13 protein-coding genes are annotated in these 17,250 nt (G+C 73.7%); 5 read left to right on the top strand and 8 right to left on the bottom strand.

Annotated features, from left to right (window positions below; genetic code table 11):
• Positions 1–11: 11 nt before the first annotated feature.
• The 3 genes from KSE_RS30480 to KSE_RS30470 all read right to left on the bottom strand — a co-directional run bounded on the left by KSE_RS30480 (position 12) and on the right by KSE_RS30470 (position 4,732).
• Positions 12–2,519, bottom strand: coding sequence for a tetratricopeptide repeat protein (locus KSE_RS30480; RefSeq protein ID WP_106973178.1), 2,508 nt, complete (start codon positions 2,517–2,519; stop codon positions 12–14).
• 18 nt (positions 2,520–2,537) lie between these two features.
• Positions 2,538–3,746, bottom strand: a complete 1,209-nt coding sequence (locus tag KSE_RS30475; protein WP_014139224.1) for a cytochrome P450 — start codon at positions 3,744–3,746, stop codon at positions 2,538–2,540.
• 65 nt (positions 3,747–3,811) lie between these two features.
• A complete protein-coding gene (locus tag KSE_RS30470; protein WP_014139223.1) occupies positions 3,812–4,732 on the bottom strand; it encodes an EI24 domain-containing protein in 921 nt (306 codons plus the stop codon).
• 99 nt (positions 4,733–4,831) lie between these two features.
• On the opposite strand from KSE_RS30470, the gene KSE_RS30465 reads away from it, so the two are divergent.
• Entirely contained in the window at positions 4,832–5,293 is a 462-nt protein-coding gene (locus tag KSE_RS30465; protein ID WP_014139222.1) for a nucleoside deaminase, read from the top strand.
• Between the two features lie 67 nt (positions 5,294–5,360).
• On the opposite strand, the gene KSE_RS45990 is transcribed toward KSE_RS30465, so the two are convergent.
• Both KSE_RS45990 and KSE_RS30455 read right to left on the bottom strand, forming a co-directional pair.
• Complete coding sequence (locus KSE_RS45990) at positions 5,361–7,232, bottom strand: hypothetical protein (protein WP_157850032.1); 1,872 nt, start codon at positions 7,230–7,232, stop codon at positions 5,361–5,363.
• 271 nt (positions 7,233–7,503) lie between these two features.
• Entirely contained in the window at positions 7,504–8,991 is a 1,488-nt protein-coding gene (locus tag KSE_RS30455) for a lipase maturation factor family protein (protein ID WP_014139220.1), read from the bottom strand.
• A 316-nt stretch (positions 8,992–9,307) separates the two neighbouring features.
• Here KSE_RS30455 and KSE_RS30450 point away from each other — a divergent pair, with 316 nt between their 5' ends.
• Positions 9,308–10,327, top strand: a complete 1,020-nt coding sequence (locus KSE_RS30450; protein ID WP_014139219.1) for an EamA family transporter — start codon at positions 9,308–9,310, stop codon at positions 10,325–10,327.
• A 160-nt stretch (positions 10,328–10,487) separates the two neighbouring features.
• Complete coding sequence (locus tag KSE_RS30445) at positions 10,488–11,588, top strand: sugar ABC transporter substrate-binding protein (RefSeq protein ID WP_014139218.1); 1,101 nt, start codon at positions 10,488–10,490, stop codon at positions 11,586–11,588.
• On the opposite strand, the gene KSE_RS30440 is transcribed toward KSE_RS30445, so the two are convergent.
• Positions 11,582–12,934 (bottom strand): MFS transporter, encoded by a 1,353-nt coding sequence (locus KSE_RS30440; protein ID WP_014139217.1) that lies wholly within the window; start codon positions 12,932–12,934, stop codon positions 11,582–11,584. The two genes, KSE_RS30445 and KSE_RS30440, sit on opposite strands and share 7 nt — an antisense overlap.
• Before the next feature lie 212 nt (positions 12,935–13,146).
• Here KSE_RS30440 and KSE_RS30435 point away from each other — a divergent pair, with 212 nt between their 5' ends.
• Complete coding sequence (locus tag KSE_RS30435; protein WP_014139216.1) at positions 13,147–13,638, top strand: hypothetical protein; 492 nt, start codon at positions 13,147–13,149, stop codon at positions 13,636–13,638.
• On the opposite strand, the gene KSE_RS30430 is transcribed toward KSE_RS30435, so the two are convergent.
• Positions 13,628–14,635, bottom strand: a complete 1,008-nt coding sequence (locus tag KSE_RS30430; protein ID WP_014139215.1) for a DMT family transporter — start codon at positions 14,633–14,635, stop codon at positions 13,628–13,630. The genes KSE_RS30435 and KSE_RS30430 overlap by 11 nt on opposite strands.
• Before the next feature lie 44 nt (positions 14,636–14,679).
• Here KSE_RS30430 and KSE_RS30425 point away from each other — a divergent pair, with 44 nt between their 5' ends.
• A complete protein-coding gene (locus KSE_RS30425; RefSeq protein WP_014139214.1) occupies positions 14,680–16,107 on the top strand; it encodes an aminotransferase-like domain-containing protein in 1,428 nt (475 codons plus the stop codon).
• 170 nt (positions 16,108–16,277) lie between these two features.
• Here the strand turns inward: KSE_RS30425 and KSE_RS30420 are convergent, their stop codons facing one another.
• On the bottom strand, positions 16,278–17,126 hold the full coding sequence (locus KSE_RS30420; protein WP_014139213.1) for a DMT family transporter: 849 nt from the start codon (positions 17,124–17,126) through the stop codon (positions 16,278–16,280).
• Positions 17,127–17,250 lie beyond the last annotated feature (124 nt).

Raw genomic sequence — 17,250 nt, 5'->3', positions numbered from 1 at the left:
GGCCGGGGCGGTCAGCGCGCGGAGCGGTGACCGCCCCGAACGTTTTCCCAGGTCTGCACCTGTCTGCCCCGAGTCGTCCTGCCGCGCTCCAGCAAGTCGCGGGCCGCTGCCGCGGCAGAGCCGTCCGCCCTGAAGGCTTCGATCGCGTCCTGGAGGTCCGCACGGGCTTCGGCCCGGCGGCCGAGGGCGCTGAGCGCCATCGCGCGACGCGCCAGACCTCGGCCCCACAACAACTGGTCGTCGAGGTCCGCCCAGCGCTCCGCGACCTCGGTCCAGCAATCGACTGCTGCCGCGAACCGGCGGGCACCGACGTAGAGCATGCCGAGCGTGTCCAGCGCCGCACACTGCGTGCGCAGATCCTCCAGTTCGACGCCTGCGGCCAGGACCTCGTGCAGGACCCGCATCGCGTCGTTCCAGCGCGCGGCCTTCACCAGCGCCACACCGAGGTGACAGCGGACCTGGGCAGCCCTGTACCCGTCTCCCAGCCGATCCATGGCCTCGGCGGTCTCGGTGAGGCCGGTGATGACCGTCGTCAGCTCCTCCGCACCGGCCAACCCCCGCACGAGGGCGAGGTTGGCGCCCGCCTGCGCGGCCAGGTGGTGATCCTGCGACGCACGAGCCGCCCGCCTCGCCGCCTCGAAAGCGGACACCGCCTCGGCCCCGCGGTTCTGGTCGCGCAACACCATGCCCAGGTTGTTGAGTGTGATCGCCTCTCCACGGCGGTCGTGGATCACCCGGCAGATGTCGAGGTCCGCACGGTAGGCGTCGGCCGCCTCGGGCAACCGGTGCAACTGGTGCAACGCCCTTCCCAGATTGGTGTACGCCATCCCACGCTCCCGCAGGTTCCCGTCTGGCGGGAAGGTGGCCAGCGCCTCGTGCAGCACCTCCACGGCTTCGGCCGGCCGCTCCATCTCCTGGTAGGTCAGCCCGAGGTTGCTGAGGACGGTCGCCTCGGTCGAGGTCTCGCCCCGCGCCGCGTAGAGTTCCCGCGCCTTCAGATAGCAGGCGACGGATTCCGTGAAACGGCGCGACTCGCGTTGGACCGTGCCCAGGTTGTTCAAGACGTCGGGCAGTACCTCCCGGATCGCGGGATCGTTCGAGGTACGCACCACGTCGAGGGTCCGCTGGGCGATGTCCTCGCAATCCGCCAGGTGGCGCCTCAGCATCTGGTAGTCGAGCAGCGCGATGTGCAGCAGCACGATGACGTCAGGACGCCCCAGTTCCGGTGCGGCCATCGCTGCGGCTTGGAGGTTGGGGTACTCGGCCTCCAGCCAAGCGAGGGCGGCGGCACGGTCGGGGAAGTACCTACCGGGCTCGGGCCCCGGCTGGATCTGCTGGTCGGCCTCGAGTGCGAGGTGGCGATAGGACTCCAGCATCCGGTCTGCGGCGAGCTTCCTGGTTCTGGCTGTCTCCTTCTCCCGGCACAACTCCTCCGCGTACAACCGCATCAGGTCGTGCATCCGCCAACGGCCGTACACACTGCCCGGTTGGGTCAGGTGGGCGCGGGTCAGGGCATGGACGAGGAGTTCTGCCTCCTCGGCCGGGAGATCGGCGAGACGGGCGGCGATCTCGGTGGAAACGTCAGGGCCGGGATTGAGGGAGAACAAACGGAAGAGACGGGCCTGATCGGCCGGGAGGTGGCGGTAGGAGAGCTGGAAGGCGGCACGAACGGCAAGGTCCTCGCGCGTCAGGCGAGCGAGGCGGCTGCGAGTGTCGCGCAGGGCTTGGGCCATCGAGGTCAGCGGGCGGGCGGGGAGGTCGCCCAGCAGAGCGGTGACCACTGCGAGGGCGAGCGGGAGGCCGCCGCAGAGTTCGGCCACCTCCCGTGCGGCATCCGGCTGTTCGGCAGCCCGGTGGTCACCTGAGTCGAGTTCGCGGAGGCCTCGGGCGAGCAGTTCGACACCGGCGTCGACATCCAGTACCGGCAGGTCGAGGATCGGCAGTTGCAGGTCGCTGAGGGTGTGCCGGGAAGTGACCAGCAACGGGATCCCGGGATCGCCCGGCCGCAGGTCGCGAACCTGGGCGCTACTGCTCGCATTGTCGAGCAGCACCAGCAAAGGATTGTGGTGCGCACGCTCGGTAAGTTTGGTGCGGTAGAGCGCGCGGCGCTCCTCCGTCTCCGCGGGCACCTGATCGTCCGGGACACCGAGCGCTCGCAGCAGCGAGCCGAGGGCGCGGTGCGGGCCGACGCGACGGTCCTCGTCGTAACCGTGCAGGTCGAGGAACAGCACCCCGCCCGGATAGCGCCCGGAAGCGAGCGCGCGGCGCGCGGCGTGCACGGCGAGTTCGGTCTTGCCCACACCCGGCAGGCCGGTGATCAATCTCCCGGTCGGCCCGTTCCCATGGAACCCCCGTGCCAGTTCGGCAAGTTCCGCATCCCTCCCGATCAGTGCAGGAGAGGGGGAGGGCAGTCCGCCGGGGGCCGACTGCGGCAGCGTGGGCAACACCGCTGTCGCGTTGTCGCTCCGAACAACCGGCCCGACGAACGTCCCGTTGTTGATCGTGTTGCGGTTCTCCACAGCGCCCCCAACCCTTCGTCAGAACGTGAACTCCAGCGCGCGCACCCGGTGGCCGAAGGAGGACGGGACGGTCTCCGGGGCGGCGGTGGAGCGGAGCTCCGGGAGGCGGGTGAACAGTTCGCGGAACATGACGCGCAGCTCCTGGCGGGCCAGGTGGGCGCCGAGGCAGAAGTGCGGGCCGCCACCGCCGTAGCCGAGGTGGGGGTTGGGCGAGCGGGTGATGTCGAAGGCGTCGGGGTCGGCGAAGACCGCCTCGTCGCGGTTGGCGGAGCCGTAGCACAGCACCACCTGGTCGCCGGCCGCGAGCCGGATGCCGGACAGCCGGTGGTCGACGGCGACGGTGCGGCGGCGCTGGACGACCGGGGTGGAGTACCGGACGATCTCCTCGACCGCGCCGCCCAGGTGCGCGTCGAGGTCGCCGAGCAGCAGGGCGCGCTGCTCGGGGTGGGCGGTCAGCAGGTGCAGGCCGTGGGCGAGCGCGTCGCGGGTGGTCTGCACGCCGGTGACCAGCAGCAGCGCGAAGAACGCGCCGAGTTCGCGGGAGCTCAGCTTCCGGCCGTCCGCGTCGGCGGTGACCAGCGCGGAGAGCAGGTCACCGGCCGGACGGCGGCGCCGCTCGCGGCCCAGCGCGGCCGCCGTCCAGCGCATCGCGGCCAGCGTCCGCAGGTCCGGGCGGTCCGGCCCGGCGGGGGTGGCGGCCCGGTCCGTCCGGGGCCGGATCCGGCGGCGCCGCTCGGGCGGGACGCCCATCATCGTGCAGATCACCCGGAACGGGAGCTCGGCCGCGACCGCGCCGACGAAGTCGGTCGGGCGCTCCCGTTCCAGCCGGTCGACCAGTTCGGCGGCGGTGTCCCGGACGTCCCGCTCGACGGCGGCGAGCAGCCGGGGCGTGAACGCCCGCCCGACCACCCGGCGCAGGTCGGCGTGCCGGGGGTCGTCCAGGTTCGCCATCGAGTCGCCGAACACCGCCCGCACCCAGCGGGCCGGCTCCGGCCCGCCCGCCCCCGACAGGTACACCTCCGGCGCCCGGCTCGCCGCCGTCACGTCCGCGTGCCGGACCAGCGCCCAGCACCGCCGCCCGGTCGCCCGGTCGGTGAACCCCACCGGCCCCGACCGCTCCCGCAGCCGGGCGAACGCCGCCGCCCGCAGCTCCGCGGGCAGCCGCCAGAACGCGGGATCACCCAGATCGACGCCGCGCACGGCGGCGGACTGCACGGAAACGGCCATGGGGACGTTATCGCGCAGTCCGTGACGCTACGTCAAATCACGGTCGCGATCGGTGACGGGTTCGATCATCCGATCTGCGGATCGGCATACGGATTCGAGCCCTGGTACGGGTTCTGCTGGTACGGGTTCTGGCCCGGGTACGGGTTCTCGTACGGGTTCTGCCCCGGGTACGGCTGCTGCGGGGCCTCCCCCTCGCCCTCGCCGCCCCCGTCGTCCTCGTCGCTCCCGTCGCCCCCGGGGCCCTCCACCTCGTACGGGGAGATCTCCCGGGCCAGCAGCGTCGCGCCGGCCACCGCGCCGGGCATCGCCAGCACCGTGACCACCGGGATCAGGAACAGCAGCGTCAGGCCCGTACCGAACCCGAGCGCCATCGACATCCGGGAGCGCAGCAGTCGCAGCCGCTCCTTCTGGGTCAGGCCGCGCTTCTGCAGCGGCGTGCCGGTCAGCTCGGCGGTCAGGAAGAAGCCGGACACGCACACCGCCAGCACCGGGACGATCGTCTGCCCCACCACCGGGATGAACCCGCACAGGAACAGCGCGATCCCGAACGCCGCCGCCCGCAGCAGCACCGCCAGGCTGTCCCGCGCCGCGTTCCACAGCTCACGCCACAGCGGGAGGTCCGACTCCGGCGGGCCGCCGCCCTCCGTGGCCTCCACCCGGGCCGACAGCGACTCGTAGAACGGCTCACCGATCAGCAGCGTCACCGCCGTGAACGTCAGCATCGCCAACAGCCCGCCCGCGCCGACCGCCACCACCGCGACGCCCACCCGCACGACGGTCCGCCACAGCTCGCTCCACCCGTCCGCGAACGGCGTCGCCCACTCGGCCAGGTCACCCGCGTACGCGATCAGCACCGCCAACGCGGCCACGTACCCGACCAGGGCGATCAGCGCCGGGATCATCCCGAACCCCCACCACCGCCCGTGCCGTGCCACCCACCGCTGCCCGCTGAACAGGAACCGCAGTCCCACCCCGAAATCTCGCATGCCCGCACCTTAAAGGAAACGTCAAATCCGCCGGACACCGGACCGGTCCCGGCCCCCCGTACCGCACGGACCGGAAGAGTGGACGCCGGAGGTGACCGCATGGGCACGGGAGTGACAGCGGAACAGGCACGGGCGTGGCTGGACGTCGCGCTGGCGGAAGCGGAGACCGGACTCGCCGAGGGCGGCATCCCGATCGGGGCGGCCCTGTTCCGACGCGACGGCGAACTGCTCGGCCGCGGACACAACCGGCGCGTCCAGGACGGCGACCCGTCCATGCACGCCGAGACCTCGGCCTTCCGCGCCGCCGGCCGCCTGCGCGGCTACCGCGACACGGTGATGGTCACCACCCTCTCGCCGTGCTGGTACTGCTCCGGCCTGGTCCGCCAGTTCGGCATCGGCCACGTCGTGATCGGCGAATCCACCACCTTCACCGGCGGCCACGACTGGCTCGCCACCCACGGCACCGGCATCACCCTGCTCGACGACCCGCGCTGCGTCCGCCTGATGACCGACTTCACCACCGCCCGCCCCGACCTCTGGTACGAGGACATCGGCGAGTGAACACGCGTACGCCCGTCGTCGCACCACCGGCACAACGACGGGCGTACGCACTGCTGTTGACGATCCGTCAGCCCCGGACGGCGGCCACCGCCGCGCCCAGCGCCTCCTTGATCCGCGGCCCGAGCCGGCCGAAGCCCAGCTCCTTCATCGCCGCCCGCAGCAACTCGTCATCACTGCGCTTCACCCCGTCCGCGTCCAACCACGCCACCAGCGCGACCAGTTCCTCCGCGGAGTACCCGGTGATCGGCTTCCCCGGCACCAACTCCGGCTTCACCGGCCCACCAGCAACCACCGGCTCCGCCACGACCTCAGCCACGGGTGCAGCCACCGGCTCGGGCTCCGGCTCGGCAACAACCTTGGGCTCAGCTTCGACAACCGCCTCGACCTCGGCCACCGGCTCCGGCTCGGCAACGACCTCGGCCGCCGGCTCGGGCTCCGGCTCCGGCTCCGGCTCCGGCTCCGGCTCCGGCTCCGGCTCCGCCACAACCTCAGCCACCGGCTCGACAGCAACCTCGACCTCGGCGACGACCTCGGGCTCGGCTTCGACAACCGCCTCGACCTCGGCCACGGGCTCCGGCTCTACGACCGGCTCCACGGCAACCTCAGCCACCGGCTCGACCACGGCCTCCGCCTCAACCTCCACGACGGCCTCGGGCTCGACCTCGGGCTCAGCCTCGACAACCGGCTCCGCAGCCTCGGCCTCGACGGCCTCGGTCTCCACGACGGCCTCGTCCTCGGCCACCGGCTCCTCGACGGCCTCCGGCTCGACGGTCTCCTCGGCGACCTCAACCTCAACCTCAGCCTCGGCCTCGGTCTCGGTCTCGGTCTCGGTCTCCGGCTCCTCGACCTCGACAACCGCAGTCTCGGCCTCAGCCTCGACGACCACAGCCTCGTTCTCGTTCTCGTTCTCGTTCTCGGTCTCGACCTCGACCTCGACCTCGGCCTCTTCAGCCTCAGCCTCGACGACCTCGACCGCCTCCGCGGCCTGTCGCGGTCCCGCCGCGAGCGCGGCCTTCGCGGCGACGTGCCGGTCGTAGGCGGCGAGCGCAGCGTCCTTGTCTGCTTGCCGCTCGTTGAGTTCGCCGAGCAGTTCGGTGAGTCCCTGTTCGGCGAGTTCGAGGCGGAGCTGGCGAAGGGCGGAGAGGCGGTAGAGGGTGCCTTCGTCGGCGGCGAGGCGGTCGACGAGGTCGGCGAGTTCGGTGAGGGGGAGGGCGTCGAGGGCGCGCTCGGGGAGGAGGCGGGTGAGGGTGCGGACGGCGTCGGCGAGGGATTCGACGACGTTGGCGGTCTCGGTGAGGAGGGCGCCGTCGACGGGGACGGCGGGGCGGGAGGAGGCTTCCGCGATGGCGGTCCAGTCGCGGTGGGCGGCTGCGGCGGCGACGAGCGCGGTGTGCAGGTCGGCGCGGCCGGGGCGGGTGCCGGTGGCGGCGAGGGCGCGGGCTTGGGCGCGGAGGGTGCGGCGGCGGTTCCAGCCGAGTTTGGCGCCGTTGTCCTTGCGGTAGGCGGAGGTGCCGGTGGCGGCGGCGAGTTCGGCGAGGTTCTGCTGGTAGACCTCGGTGCGCAGGGTCGCGGTGGTGGCGTGGACGCGCTGCAGGAGGTCGAGCAGGGTGGTGAGGCCGCCGAGGGTGTCGGGGATGTTGAGTCCGGCCTTGGTGGCGATGGCGTTGGCGGCCTGGCCGACGGCGCGGGTGTCGCGGCTGCGGAGTTCGGCGAGGACGGTGGAGGCGGCGCGGGCGTCTTCGGGGCCGGTGAGCGTCTCGGCGGCTTCCAACCAGGGGTTGGCGTCGGCGGTGAGGGCGAAGCCGCCCTGTTCGGCGAAGCGGCCGAGTTCGTCACGGGTGCTCTGGCGGGTCTCGCCGTCCGTCGCGGACGTGGTCGCGGACGTGGTCGCGGTCTCGGACGCGGAGTCGTCGGCGTCGTTCAGGGTGCGCACTGTCATGTGAAGTCCGGTTCGTGGCGTTTGGCGGGCAGAGGGGCTGGCGTGGCGGGTGGGGTGGGCGCGGCGGCGGTGGCGTCGCGGGAGGCCAGAATACGGGTGCGCGTTCGAGCCGTGCACGCGGTGGACCCGGTGGGATCGCGGTGGGCCGGACCGGGCCGCGGCCCGGGTTCGGGGCCCGTCCGCACGGTTCGCGCGGTTCGCACGGTCCGTAGGGTAGGGAGCGGCACCGACAGTACGCCCCGCCGGGGTGGGGGTCGGGAGTTGGGTGGGTTCATCGTGGCCGTCCCGCCGCGCCGGGGGGCGCGTACCGGCCGAGTTCGGCGAGGCCGACGGGCGGTTGCCGGTCGCGGACGTGGCGGCGGTGCCACCAGGCGCCGGTGGCGCGGAGTTCGGGGCCGTCGGTGAAGCGGTAGTGGTAGAGCCGGGCCCGGACGAGGGCGGGCGGGGTGTCGGGGAAGGGGTTGCGGCGCAGCAGGCGGAGGGTGTCGGGGTCGTTGACGAGCAGGCGGGCGAGCAGCGGGTGGAACCAGGGGCGGGCGTGGGCGGGGGAGATCGCGGCGAACCACATCAGCCAGTCGAGTCGCAGGTGGTAGGGGGCGAACTGGCGGGGCAGCCGCCGGACGGGTCCGGGTTTGCCGGGGAATTCGTACTCCTGCCAGCCGTCCAGGCCGTGGACGTCGCGGGTGCCTTCGAGGACGATCTCGTACCGGACCCGGCTGACGGTGCCGAACGCGCCGTAGCTGTTGACCAGGTGGAGGCGGTCCCAGGAGCGGTTCATCTGCTGGTGCGCGGAGAGCAGGTTGCGCAGCGGCCGCCAGGACAGCGCGAGCACCAGCAGCGCGTACCCGGCCACCAGGCCCTGGTACCAGCCGGGTTGCGGACCGTACGTCGAGCCGTACGCCGGGCCGTACGCCGGGTCGGGGCCGACCGGCAGGACGCGGCGCAGCGTGCCGGTGTCGAGGACGCCGAGGGCGAGGGCGACGGTGAGCCAGTTCAGCCAGGCGAAGTTGCCGGAGGCGATCAGCCAGAGCTGGGTGGCGATCATCAGCAGGGCGGCGCCGGAGGCGATCGGCTGCGGGAGGAACAGGCCGAAGGGGACGACCAGTTGGACGACGTGGTTGGCGGCGGCCTCGACCTTGTGGAGCGGGCGGGGCAGGTGGTGGAAGAACCAGCTGAGCGGTCCGGGCATGGGCTGGGTCTCGTGGTGGTGGTAGAGGCAGGTGAGCGCGCGCCAGCAGGTGTCGCCGCGCCACTTGATCAGTCCGGCGCCGAACTCGACCCGGAACAGCAGCCAGCGCAGCAGCCAGGTGCCGAGCAGCGGCGGGGCCGTCCGGTCGTTGCCGAGGAACACGGCGAGGGCGCCGGCCTCCAGCAGCAGGGACTCCCATCCGAAGGCGTACCAGGTCTGCCCGGTGTTGACGATCGACAGGTAGAGCACCCAGAGCAGCGCCCAGGCGGCCATCGCGGCGCCGAGCGGGAGCAGGTTCGCCGCGCCGGCGAGCAGCGCGGCGGAGAGCAGGGCGCCGGTCCGGGCGACGGCGGCGTACAGGCGGTCGCTGTAGTGCCAGTGGAACAGGCTGGGGGCGCGGCGGAACGGGACGCGGGCCAGGAAGCGCGGGATCGGGAGCATGCCGCGGCTGCCGAGCAGGGCGCGGAACTGGCGGGCGGCGGCGAGGAATCCGCAGCCGTAGACGAGGGCGAGCAGGCGCAGGAACAGCTCGCGGGCGAGCCGGTACTCGGGTGCGGCGAACCATGCCATGCGGCCGTCCTCCGTTCGGCTGCCCTCGGCCGCCCCCATGCCTACCATCCGGGGCGGCCGGGGCGGGGCGGCTGGGGTCGCGGTGGTGCGCCGGTTCATCCGGTCGGCCCTGCCCGGGGTGCGGCGGGCGGCGTTCGGCGGTAGCGGACCGGGCGCCGTGAGCACCCGGCGCAGCTCAAGCGCCCCGCGCGGCCCAAGCGGCCCGCGCGCGCCGCGCTCGCCCCGTACCGACCGGCGAAACCCCCTGCCGGGTGCGGGCGGAGTGTGGTGTCATTCCGCCGAACACGCCCGTCAGGACCAAGACCAGGAGACGCCCATGTCCGCGCCCTCTCCGCACTCCCCCGCCGACGCCGGGTCCGACTGTCCCGCCGACGCCGGGTCCGACTGTCCCGCCGACGCCGCGCCCGCCCACACCGCCGCCCCGGCTCAGGCGGCCGTCCCCCGGAAGCCGGCCGCCGGGCTCGGGGCGGCGGTGTGGGCGGCGCTCGGCATCGTGTACGTGGTGTGGGGGTCGACCTATCTGGCGATCCGGGTGGTGGTGGAGACGATGCCGCCGCTGCTGTCGGGCGCGCTGCGGTTCGGGGCGGCGGCGCTGCTGCTGGCGGCGGGGCTGGCGGCCCGGCGGGGGTGGCGGTCGCTGCGGGTGACGTGGCCGCAGTTCGGTTCGGCGTTCCTGGTGGGGGTGCTGCTGCTGGTCGGCGGCAACGGGATGGTGGTGCTGGCCGAGCGGACGGTGCCGTCGGGGCTGGCGGCGCTGCTGGTCGCGAGCGTGCCGCTGTGGGTGGTGGTGCTGCGCCGGGCGTTCGGGACTCGAACGGGCGGGCGCACGCTGGCGGGTGTGCTGCTCGGCCTGCTGGGCCTGGTGGTGCTGACCGCGCCGGGGCTGACCGGCCAGGTCGGCCTGTCGGGGCTGCTGCTGGTGATGGTCGCGGCGGTGGTGTGGGCGCTGGGTTCGGTGCTGGCGGGGCGGCTGCCGATGCCGGCCGACCCGTTCGCGGCGAGCGTGTACGAGATGCTGGCGGGTGCGCTGGGCGCGCTGGCGCTGTCGTTCCTCCGGGGCGAGCCGGGCGGGTTCGACCCGGCGGCGGTGTCGGCCGGGTCGTGGGCGGGGCTGGCGTACCTGGTGCTGTTCGGCTCGATTGTCGCGTTCACGTCTTACGCCTGGCTGTTGCAGCGCGCGCCGCTGCCGCTGGTGGCCACCTACGCGTACGTCAACCCGGTGGTGGCGGTCTTCCTCGGCTGGCTGTTCCTCTCCGAGGCCCTGACCTGGCCGATCCTGGTCGGTGGCGCGGTGGTGGTCGGCGGCGTGTTCCTGGTGGCGCGCAGCGAGCGCTGAACGCCTGCCACGCCGAACTCTCATCCAGCCTTCAAGAAGGTAACGACTTGGTCGACCCCCTCCGACCAATGCTTTACTTCTTGACGACAAAGGTCGGGTGGGTTTGACTCCCCTTCTCCGCCGTAGGGACAACGGCGCTGTCAGGGAGGCTCCACCCACCATGAACTCGATGACGCGTCGACTCGTCATCGGCACGGCCGCCGTGTCGATGACGATGTCGCTCGCCGCCTGCGGGGACGACAAACCCTCGTCGTCGTCCTCGGGCAACCAGTCCATCGGACTGCTGTTGCCCGAACGCTCCTCCTCCACCCGCTACGAGGCGTTCGACAAGCCGCTGATCGAGGCGTCCGTCACCGGGCTGTGCACCAAGTGCACCCTCGACTACGCGAACGCCGACGGCGACGAGAAACTGCAGAAGGAGCAGTTCGACGCACTGCTCGCGCGCGGGGTCAAGGTGATCCTGCTCGACCCGGTGAACGCCGCCGCCACCGCACCGTGGGTGGAGGCCGCCAAGGCGAAGGGCACCAAGGTCATCGCGTACGACCGGCTGGCCGCCGGCGACGTGGTCGCCTACATCTCCTTCGACAACCAGCGCACCGGCGAACTCCAGGGCCAGGCACTGCTGGAGGCGATGGCCAAGGGCGGCCGGAAGGCCGACGGCGCCGAGATCGTGATGATCAACGGCGCGGAGACCGACCCGAACGCCGCCGACTTCAAGACCGGCGCGCACCGGGCACTGGACGGCAAGGTCAAGCGGATCGCGTACGAGCAGTCCGGCGAGTGGAAGCCCGAGGTGGCCGGCGCCAAGATGGACGAGGCCGTCGCCAAACTCGGCAAGAACGGCTTCCAGGCCGTCTACTCGGCGAACGACGGCATGGCCGGCGCGATCATCGACTCGCTGCACAAGGCCGGCCGCACCGACGTGCCGGTCGGCGGCCAGGACGCCTCGCTGGACGCGATCCGCCGGATCATCACCGGCGAGCAGGCGTACACCATCTACAAGCCGTACCAGCCGGAGACCGAGGCCGCCGCCAACATGGCGGTCTACCTGGTGAAGGGCATCGACATCACCTCGGTGGCGTCGGCCGTCACCCAGTCCGACGGCCGGGAGATCCCGTCCCGGCTGCTCACCCCGGTGGTCGTCACCAAGGACAAGGTCGCCGAGACGGTCGTCGCCGGCGGCCTCTACAAGGCCGAGGAGATCTGCACCCCGCAGATCGCCAAGGCCTGCAAGGACGCCGGGATCCCCGGCTCCTACTGACCGGAGCGGGCGGCGCGACTCCTTGTGCGGGGGAGCCGCCCCGCCCGCTCCACCTCCGCCTCCGCCTCCACCGCCGGGAGCCGCTCGGCGGTGACCGCCCGCCAGACCGGCACCGCCAGCACCACCATCGCGGCACCGAACAGCAGGAAGGTGCCGGGCGTGCCGAGCAGGCGCTGCAGCAGCAGGCCGACGGCCGCACCGGCCGGCATCGCGCTCATGATCACCGCCCGGTAGGCGCCGCCGACCGCGCCACGGATCTCCGGCGGCGTCAGCCGCTGGCGGATCGTCACGGTCAGCACGCCCCACATGCCGCCCAGGCAGCTGCCCACCGTCATCGCGGCGAACAGCGGCACCCCGCGCAGGAACACCGGCGCGACGAACACCAGCCCCCAGCCCAGCCGGGTCGCGCACAGCACCACCGGGCCGCCGAACCACCGCTCGGCGCGGTGCGCGGTGAGCGAGCCGACCGCCGTGCCGACCCCGACCGAGCTGAGCAGCACCCCGTACCCGGCGTCACCGAGCCGCAGCGGGCCACTGGTCGCGTACACCACGAACAGCGCCAGGAAGGACGTGTTGGCGAGCGTGGTGAGCGCCCCGGCCAGCGTGATCACCCGCACCACCCGGCCGCGCGCCAGGAACGCCAGCCCGGTCCACACCCGCACCCGCCCCGCCGGCTCCGCCGGTTCGCCCGGCCCTCCCCACCCGACCAGGCCCGCGCCGCCCGGCAGCCCGACCAGCCCCGCGCCACCCGACAGCGCGGTCAGGCCCGCGTCGCGCGGCAGCGCGGTCAGCCGCAGCATCGAGCCCAGGTAGCCGGCGCCCGCGACCAGGAAGGTCACCGGGGCGGCCAGCGCGGTCAGCCAGCCCGCCAGGGCCGGGGCGACGAACTGGCCGGCGACCCGGACGGTGGTGGCCAACTGCCCGTTCGCCCTCGTCAGTTCGGACGCCGGGACGACCGTCGGCAGCACCGTCTCCGCGCTGGTGTTGAACACCGTCTCGGCCACCCCGACCAGGAACGCCAACCCCAGCAGCAGCGGCAGCGACAGCACCCCCGCCCAGGCCGCCGCCCCGATCCCGAGGATCAGCACCGCCCGCGCCCCGTCCGCCGACACCATCAGCGCCTTCCGCCGCCCCCGGTCGGCCAGCATCCCGGCCGGGATCCCGAACAGCAGCCACGGCACCGTCGTCACCGCCATCACCAGCGACGAGGCGTCCACCGACCCGGTCAGGCGCGCCACCACCAGCAGCAGCCCGAGGTGCAGCACCCCGTCACCGGTGTTGGCCAGCACGGACGCCCCCAGCAGGACGCGCAGCGGACGGTTCCCGGCGGCGGGCGAAGTTCTCACGCCCGAAAGCTAGTACCCGAACTTCCGGAGCGGAACGCCCCCTTGGCCGGTGCGAGGGAGATCACAGGACGGCGACCGGGCCCCCGCGGCGGCGCCGACTGTGATGCACTGGCCCTCTTGCGTGCACCGCCTTCGCCCACCTGGCGGCGCCCTGCCCTGCCTTGCCCTACCTTGCCTTGCCTTGCCTTGCCGAACGATGGGGAGCGTGCGACATGGACCTGCAGACCGACTACTTCCGGGCCGCCGACCAGGCCGCCGTCCAGAAGGTGATGGCCCGCGGCGACCGCCCGGCCGCCGAGTCCTTCGAATCCGTCCGCACCAAGGGAGTCGACCCGACCGTCGCCCTCCCCCACCTGGTGGTCGCCCTGCGCGGCGAGGGCACCCCGGTCAAGGACGGACCCGACCGCTCCGTCTGGCCCACCGGCCTGCAGCCCTGGCACCCCGAGGCCCCCGCCAAGGCCGTCGACTTCGAGGACCCCTGGATGACCGGCCCCTGGGTGGTCGAACTCCCCGACGAGACCCGGGACACCCTGGCCGGCATCGACCGCAAGCGCCTCCCCCAGCTCACCACCCTGTGGGGCCGAACCGACGAGATGAAGGGCGTCGAACGCGTCGAACTCATGCGTCTGATCCACCAGTTGGGCGTGCTGGCCCGCCGCGCCAAGCAGGACGGCCAGCACCTCTACTGCTCCCTCACCGCGTAGCGGACCCGGCGTCCCCGGCGGCCCGCCGGCCGGCCCACTGGGTGACCGCGATGCAGGCGACCACCGCCAGCGCCGTCGGCACGGCGCTGACCGGCAGCGCCTCGGCGAGCAGCAGCACCGCCCAGCAGAGCGTCAACAGCGGCTGGGCGAGCTGGAGTTGGCTGGCCCGGGGGACGCCGATGGCGGCCATGCCGCGGTACCAGACCACGAAGCCGCCGAACTGCGAGACCGCGCCCAGGTAGGCGAGTCCGGTGACGCCGTGCCAACTCCAGTGCACGGGCTCGACGGTGAGGGCGAGCACGCCGGTGAGCGCGGTGACGGGCAGCGCGGCGACCACGCCCCAGCCGATCACCTGCCAGCCGGGCAGTTCGCGGGCCAGTCGGCCGCCCTCGGCGTAGCCGAACGCGCAGACCAGCAGCGCGCCGAACAGGTACAGGTCGGCGGTGGTCAGCCCCGCGCCGCCGCTCTGCTGGACGGTGAAGGCGAGTACGGCGGCCGCCCCGGCCGTCGCGGCCAGCCAGAAGGCGCGCGGCGGGCGGGACTTGGCGCGGAGCGCGCCGACGGCGGCGGTGGCCAGTGGCAGCAGGCCGATCACCACGGCGGAGTGCGCGGTGGAGGAGAGCCGCAGCGCGAGGGTGGAGAGCAGCGGGAAGCCGACCGCGCAGCCGATCGCGACGGCGGCCAGTCCGGGCCAGGTCGAGCGGGGCGGGACGCGGGCGCCGGCGGCGAGCAGGCAGGCCCCGGCCAGCAGGGCGGCGAGGATGCCGCGCAGGCCGGTGACCGTCCAGGGGCCGAAGCCCTCCAGGGCCCAGGCGGTGGCGGGGAAGCTGAACGAGAAGGCGAGCACCCCGAGGGCGGCCTGCGCGGTACCCCCCGACCCGGCGAACCCGCCGAGCCCCCCGAACCGGCTCGTCCGGCTCGTCCGGCTCGTCCGGTCCGTCTCGTCCGTGCCGACCGCTATCGAGCGGAGACCAGTAGCGCTATCGTGTTCTGACATACAGGACGGTAGCAGTTGCCGCCCGCCTGCCGGAAGGGCCCGCGATGAGCGTGCAGGAGCTGACCGACGCGCTGCGCACCACCGTGTTGCGCTACTCGCCCGGGGAGCGGATCCCCAGTAGCAGGGAGCTGGTGGAGCACTACCGGGTCAGCCCGGTCTCGGTGTCCCGGGCGATCCGGGAGCTGGTCGCGGAGGGCGTGGTGGTGTCCCGGCCGGGCGCGGGCGTGTTCCGGGCCGAGTCGCGGCCGGTGCCCGCGCGGCAGGGCGACTTCTCCTGGCAGGAGGTGGCGCTGAGCGCGGAGGCGGGCGCGCCGCCGGCCCGGGTGGTGGACGCGTCGGGGGTGCTGGCGGCGCTCGCGCTGGCCCCACCGGAGGTGGTCGACCTGAACAGCGGCTACCCGCACGCGGCGCTGCTGCCGGAGCGGGCGCTGGCGGGCGCGCTGGCCCGGGCCGCCCGCCGGCCGGGCGCGTGGGGACGGCCGCCGTTGGAGGGGCTGCCGGAGCTGCGCGGCTGGTTCGCCCGCGAGGTGGGCGGCGGGGTGACGGCGGCGGAGGTGCTGGTCACGGCGGGCGGGCAGAGCGCGCTGACCTGCGCGCTGCGTTCGCTGGCCCCGCCCGGGGCGCCCGTCCTGGTCGAATCCCCCACCTATCCGGGCGTGTTGGCGATCGCCCGGGCGGCGGGCCTGCGTCCGGTGCCGGTGCCGGTGGACGCGGACGGGGTGCTCCCGGAGCGGCTGGCCGAGGCGTTCGCGGCGTCGGGGGCGCGGGTGTTCGTCTGCCAGCCGCTGTTCCAGAATCCGACCGGTTCCGTCCTGTCGGCCGAGCGGCGGCGGGCGGTCCTGGCGGCGGCCGAGCGGGCGGGCGCGTTCGTGGTCGAGGACGACTTCGCCCGGCTGCTGGCGCACGCCGACGCGGGCGAGCTGCCGCCGCCGATGGCCGCGGACGACCCCAACGGGACGGTGGTGCACGTCCGTTCGCTGACCAAGGCGGCCTCGCCGAGTCTGCGGGTGGGCGCGCTGGTGGCGCGCGGCCCGGCCCTGGCCCGGCTGCGCGCCGTCCAGGCGGTGGACTCGTTCTTCGTCCCGCGCCCGCTCCAGGAGGCCGCCCTGGAACTGGTCACCGCCACCGACTGGCCGCGTCATCTGCGCACACTGGCGAGGGAGTTGGCCGACCGCCGGCAGCTGTTCGCGACCGCCCTGGCCCAACGCGCCCCGGCCCTGCTGCCGGCCCGGCTGCCGCGCGGCGGCTTCCACCTCTGGCTGCCGCTGCCCGCCCAGCTCGACCCGGTCGCCTTCACCGCCGCCGCGCTGCGGCACGGCGTGGCGCTCTCCCCCGGCCCGAACTACTTCACCGCCGAGCCCGCACCGCGCGTCCGGGTCAGCTACGCCGCTGCCGAGACGCACAGCCGACTCACCTCCGCAGCACACCACTTGGGCGCAGCACTGGAGTCGCTCGGCTGCCCCGGCCGATGACCACGGGAGGCCCCGCCACACACGGCCCCGGTGCTTCGCCGACCGTCCGCGATATCAGCAGAGTGCCGCCCGGCGGGGGCTGTCGGGCCGCCGCCGCGGGCTCCGTCGGCATGCGGCGGCAGAAGCACCCCTCGGCCCGCCCTCGGACACGCCCGCCCACCCGCCCCCGCTCAGTGCGCGAACTCCAGCAGCGCGATGCCGGTCAGCACGGTCGCGCTGGCGGCCAGCCGCAGCGCGCCGAGGCGTTCGCGCAGCACCAGGGTGCCGATCAGGGCGGCGATCACGATCGAGGTCTCGCGCAGCGCGGCGATGGTCGGCAGGTCGCCGACGGTCTGCGCCCAGACCACCAGCCCGTACGCGGTCAGCGACATCAGGCCGCCCGCGACGCCGACCGCACCGCCCCCGCGCAGCGCGGGCAGCAGGGTGCGGCGGCGGACGGCGGCCACCGCGGCGAGCACGGCCAGGCCCTGCAGGACGAACATCCAGGCGATGTACCCGGCCGCCGAGTTCGCCGCCCGCACCCCGCCCGCGTCCACCACGGTGTAGCCGGCGATCAGCACGCCGTTTCCCAACGCGGCTCCGATCGCCGGGAGTTGGTCTCTCCCGGGGATGCCACCGACCAGTGCGAGACCGGCCAGGCCGAGCGAGATGACGGCGACGGCGGCCAGCTGCCCGGCGGGCATCCGGTGGCCCAGGACGGTCGCGGCCAGCAGCGCGACCACCGCCGGGGAGGTGCCACGGGCGATCGGGTACAGCTGCCCGAAGTCGCCGAGCCCGTACGCCCGGACCAGCAGCAGCTGGTAGCCGGTCTGGAGCGCGGCGGAGCCCAGCAGGTAGGGCAGCGCGGCCGGTCCGGGCAGCGGGACGAACAGCGCGAACAGCGCCCCGAACGCCACGAACACCAGGTTCATCTGCGCCACCCCGGCCATCCGGTCACGCACCCCGTGCACCAGCGCGTTCCACACGGCGTGCAGCAACGCGGCGGCCAACACCACCACCGGAACGGCCCCCTGGGTCACCGGCTCCCCTTCCGCCCACTCGCCAACCCCAAAAGATGTACAGCCAACTTAGCGCCCCGCCCTCCCCCGCGAACCACCACCCCCGAACGTTCGCCCACCCGTCGACCGGAGTTCGACCGCCCCG

It is taken from the genome of Kitasatospora setae KM-6054 (genome assembly GCF_000269985.1).
Classification (GTDB): domain Bacteria; phylum Actinomycetota; class Actinomycetes; order Streptomycetales; family Streptomycetaceae; genus Kitasatospora; species Kitasatospora setae.
This window is presented reverse-complemented; position numbering and strand designations above follow the sequence as displayed.